General features: G+C 72.3%; 4 protein-coding genes, 1 tRNA gene and 2 rRNA genes. 2 read left to right on the top strand and 5 right to left on the bottom strand.

Annotated elements, in window-relative coordinates; all coding sequences use genetic code 11:
* Positions 1 to 133 precede the first annotated feature (133 nt).
* Positions 134 to 373 carry a DUF6894 family protein gene (locus FF100_RS31855; protein WP_139040051.1) on the bottom strand — a complete coding sequence of 80 codons (240 nt, stop codon included), beginning with the start codon at positions 371 to 373 and terminating at the stop codon, positions 134 to 136.
* 247 nt (positions 374 to 620) lie between these two features.
* Between FF100_RS31855 and FF100_RS31850 the strand changes: the two genes are divergently transcribed.
* A complete protein-coding gene (locus FF100_RS31850; protein ID WP_139040050.1) occupies positions 621 to 1340 on the top strand; it encodes a hypothetical protein in 720 nt (239 codons plus the stop codon).
* Between the two features lie 18 nt (positions 1341 to 1358).
* Here the strand turns inward: FF100_RS31850 and FF100_RS31845 are convergent, their stop codons facing one another.
* Positions 1359 to 2372, bottom strand: coding sequence for a TRAP transporter substrate-binding protein (locus FF100_RS31845; protein WP_171070412.1), 1014 nt, complete (start codon positions 2370 to 2372; stop codon positions 1359 to 1361).
* 203 nt (positions 2373 to 2575) lie between these two features.
* Here FF100_RS31845 and FF100_RS31840 point away from each other — a divergent pair, with 203 nt between their 5' ends.
* On the top strand, positions 2576 to 3406 hold the full coding sequence (locus FF100_RS31840; protein ID WP_139040048.1) for a phosphogluconate dehydrogenase C-terminal domain-containing protein: 831 nt from the start codon (positions 2576 to 2578) through the stop codon (positions 3404 to 3406).
* Between the two features lie 46 nt (positions 3407 to 3452).
* On the opposite strand, the gene FF100_RS31835 is transcribed toward FF100_RS31840, so the two are convergent.
* The 3 genes from FF100_RS31835 to FF100_RS31825 form a co-directional block, all read right to left on the bottom strand.
* A tRNA-Met gene (locus FF100_RS31835) sits at positions 3453 to 3529 on the bottom strand.
* Between the two features lie 42 nt (positions 3530 to 3571).
* Positions 3572 to 3687 (bottom strand): 5S ribosomal RNA (gene rrf / locus FF100_RS31830).
* An 88-nt stretch (positions 3688 to 3775) separates the two neighbouring features.
* Positions 3776 to 3870, bottom strand: a 23S ribosomal RNA gene (locus FF100_RS31825); the annotation flags it as partial.

Below are 3870 nucleotides of genomic sequence, written 5' to 3'. Positions count from 1 at the left end.
TCGATGCGGTGCTGGCGGCCGAGCGGGCGAGCCCGGCCTACCGCGAGATCGTCGAGGCCTGGGCGGCGGAGGCGGACCTGCCGCGCATCCGCGCCGTCTACGACACGTTCCTGGCGAGCGATTGACGCGCGGGCTACGCCGCGAGCGCCGTCTCCCGCACGACGAACGGCTCGACCCAGACCTGCCGGCCGGTGAGGTCGTGCACGCTCACCCGCCAGGCGGCCCCGTCGTCCCCCGGGCCGAGGCTCCGCTGCGCCGCCGCGGCGACCTGCCGGGCGCGACGGGCGAGGGCGTCCGGGCCCCGCACGAGGCTGCCCTCCGCATCGAGGATGCACTCGGAGCCGTTGGTGCAGTGGAAGCGGTAGCGCGTCATGCCGTGCCTCTCTCCTCGGACCCGATCCCGGGCCCCGATCCTCCGGCGATGCCCGTCAGCGTTAATGTTCACTATATGTTCTGTCCGCGCAACCCGTCCAGGGTGGGGGCGCGATGCCGCAGCCGACTGGTTGCCCGTCGCCGGCTCGCCCGCACCGTCGAAGCGGCGCGCGGAGAGGGCTCGCCGCCGGCCGGGAATCCTGCCAGTTTCACCGGGTACGGATCGCGAAACCCCGGCGGGAGACCCCATGTCCGGCCCCTTCGACACTCTCCTGAACTGGCGCTTGCTGCCGGGCTCGCATGCCTTTCCGGGTCCCGACGGCGGCACCTGCATCAACGAGGCGGCCATCGTCGCCGCGGGTCTGCCGTACCGGGCGATCCGCTCCTCGGCGGATTGCCCACCCTGTTTCTCGGGTCCGCTCGCGACCTACGCGCTCGGCCTCAACGATGCGATGCCGGATGCCGAGCGCCCGCGGCTGATGGCGTTCGTGCTCCGCCTCGCCGGTTCGGCCGATGCGCCCGGGATCGAGGCGGCGCGCACGGCCCATCTCGTCCTGCAAGGCGTACGCCGCCTGCTGCCGCCGGTGCTGGAGCGGTCCGGGCTGGCGCCCCATGCCGCCGCCTGCCGTGCTGCGGCGGAGCTGGACCGGGCGGTCACCGTGGCCCGCCACGCCGCCTGGTCCGCGGGCTCGCTGGCCGAGGCCGCCGGGCGCCAGGGCACCTGGGTGCGCGGCGCCCGCGCGGCGGCCGCGGCCCGCGCCGCGCTGTTCGCCGCCGAGATCGATGCCCGCACGGCCGCCGATGCGGCCGAGGCCGCTGCCCTGTTCTGGCCCGGCGCCTGGGCCGAGGCGGTGGCGATCCTCGACGAGGCCCTGGGCATCGGCCGGCAGGCGCCGCCGCTCGGGCTGGAGGAGGCGGAGTTTCGGCTGGAAGCCGCGAAGCGGGAACGGGCCGGGCTGGCGGCATGACCGCCTCTCTCTCCCGGTTCAGCGCCCGCGATAGGCCGCAAGGATCCGCTCTCCCTCCGCGCCGGTGTCCTTCACCCAGGCCGCCACGGCCGCTTCGCCGGCACGGGCGAGGGCCCCGGTGATCTCGGGCGGCGGCGGATCGGCGATGACGACGCCGTTCTGGCGCATCCGGGAGAAGTTCTCGTCGAGGCGGGTGCGGATCGCCGCCCATTGGCGGGCCTCGGTCTCGGCCGCCGCCTCGTCGACGGCGTGGCGCAGGGTGTCCGGCAGGGCATCGTAGGCGGCCCCCGAGACCAAGGCGATCGAGATCGGCATCGCGTATTGGACCGCCAGGAAGTGCGGCAGCTGCTCCCACAGGCGCCGCCCGACGCCGCCGTCGCCGGATGAGAGCATCGCGTCGACGGCGCCGGCCTTCACCTGCGGGATCGCATCGGCCTGGGATAGGTTCACGGACCGCGCGCCGGCTGCCGCGAGGACGGCGGCCGACGTCGCATCGTAGGTGCGGATCCGCAGGCCCTGCAGGTCGGCGGCGCCCGCGAGGGCGTGGCGCGACCAGATCCCCGACGGCGCCCAGGGCGTGACGTAGAGCAGCCGCTGGCCATGCCGAGCCAGCGCCCGCGCATAGGCCGGCCGGGCGATCCCCGCCAACGCCCGCGCTTCCTCGATCGAGGTCGCCAGGAAGGGCAGGGACGAGAGCCCGAAGAGCGGATCGACCGCCGCGAGCGGCCCCGTGAAGGCATCGGCCGCCTCGACCGTGCCGGCCTCCACCGCGCCGATCATCGCCCCCGAGCGCAGGCCCGCGGCGGCATCGAAGCTCGGCCGCACCGCGAGCGCGCCGCCGCTGCGCTCGGCCACGCGCCGGGCGAAGGTGGCGAGGCCCTCGCCCGGCATCGTGCTGGCGGGGTACTCGGTCGGCATCCGCCACACGATCGGGGCGCTCGCCGCCGGGCTCTCGGCCGCGACGGCAAGCGGCGAGAGGGCCATCAGGCCCGCGCCTCCCAGACAGGCCTGCAACAGGGCGCGCCGCGTCATCCGTCGTTCCTCCCCGCCGATCGTCCCGGCATATGCCCCGATTCCCTGGCCACGATCCCTTGACGTCCCCTTCACGCGGCCGCGACGACGACGAATCCGATTGCCGCGGCCGCCTTCCGCCGCCACTCTCGGGCCCGCCGCCATCCGGCAAGAGGCCCCTGAACGGGCCCGACGACCGGGGGCCGCCCGCGGGAGGACGCGCCATGACCGAGACGATCGCCCTGTTCGGGGCCGGAGGGAAGATGGGAATGCGGCTCGCCCGCAACTTGGTGGGGTCCGCGTTCCGGATCGCCCCGGTCGAGGTCGGCGAGGCCGGGCGTCAGCGCCTGAAGAGCGAGTTCGGCCTCGATTGCGTCGAGGCGGAGGCCGCCCTCGACCGCGCCGAGGTGGTGGTGCTGGCCGTGCCCGACACCCTGATCGGCCGCGTCTCCCATGCCCTGTCGCCGAATCTCAAGCCCGGCACGATGGTGGTGATCCTCGATGCCGCCGCGCCCTTCGCCGGACATCTGCCCGAGCGGCCGGACCTGACCTACTTCGTCACCCATCCCTGCCACCCGCCGATCTTCAACGACGAGACGACGGAGGCGGGGCGACGCGACCATTTCGGCGGCATCGCCGCGCGGCAGTCGATCGTGAACGCCCTGATGCAGGGGCCGGAGGAGGCCTATTCCCTCGGCGAGCGGGTCGCGACGACGATCTGGGCGCCGATCCTGCGCTCGCACCGGGTCACGGTGGAGCAGATGGCGCTCCTCGAGCCCGGCCTGTCCGAGACCGTCTGCGCCACGCTGCTCGCGGTGATGCGCGAGGCGATGGACGAGACCGTGCGCCGCGGCGTGCCGGAAACCTGCGCCCGCGACTTCCTGCTCGGCCACCTCAACATCCTGGCGGCGGTCACCTTCAAGGAGATCGACGGCGTATTCTCGGAGGCCTGCAACAAGGCGATCCAGTTCGGCAAGCCGCGCCTGATGCGCGACGACTGGCTCGGCTGCCTCGACGCCCCCGAGATCGCCGAGAGCATCCGGCGGATCACCTGAACGCGAGAAAGCCCGCCGGCTTTCGCCGACGGGCTTCTCAGGTGTTTGGTTGCGGGGACAGGATTTGAACCTGTGACCTTCAGGTTATGAGCCTGACGAGCTACCGGGCTGCTCCACCCCGCGCCAGGGTGTTGTCGTAATGAGGGAACGTGACGTGCTTGGCAGGTCTGGCGGTGACCGACTCTCCCGTGTCTTGAGACACAGTACCATAGGCGCTGGGGCGGTTAACGGCCGAGTTCGAGATGGGATCGGGTACTGATCACCCCGCTCAGACCACCAGACCGGCCAAGCACGTTCGTCCGGCAAGCATATGTATGTGTCTTCATCGTGTTGTGGTTGTATTGGTCGATCCGGACACGGATCATGAGAGCGATCAAGCCGATCGAGCGATTAGTACTGGTCAGCTCAGCGCGTTACCGCGCTTGCACATCCAGCCTATCCACGTGGTCGTCTTCCACGGCTCT

Origin of the sequence: Methylobacterium terricola, from assembly GCF_006151805.1 — a bacterium.
Taxonomy (GTDB): Bacteria; Pseudomonadota; Alphaproteobacteria; order Rhizobiales; family Beijerinckiaceae; genus Methylobacterium; species Methylobacterium terricola.
Note: the sequence above shows the minus strand (reverse complement) of the source record. Positions and strands in the feature narration are given on the sequence as shown.

Excerpts from the sequence above, each read along its gene's own strand:
- FF100_RS31855 (WP_139040051.1), bottom strand. The coding sequence starts at position 373 with ATGACGCGCTACCGCTTCCACTGCACCAACGGCTCCGAGTGCATCCTC.
- FF100_RS31850 (WP_139040050.1), top strand. The coding sequence starts at position 621 with ATGTCCGGCCCCTTCGACACTCTCCTGAACTGGCGCTTGCTGCCGGGC.
- FF100_RS31845 (WP_171070412.1), bottom strand. The coding sequence starts at position 2,372 with ATGACGCGGCGCGCCCTGTTGCAGGCCTGTCTGGGAGGCGCGGGCCTG.
- FF100_RS31840 (WP_139040048.1), top strand. The coding sequence starts at position 2,576 with ATGACCGAGACGATCGCCCTGTTCGGGGCCGGAGGGAAGATGGGAATG.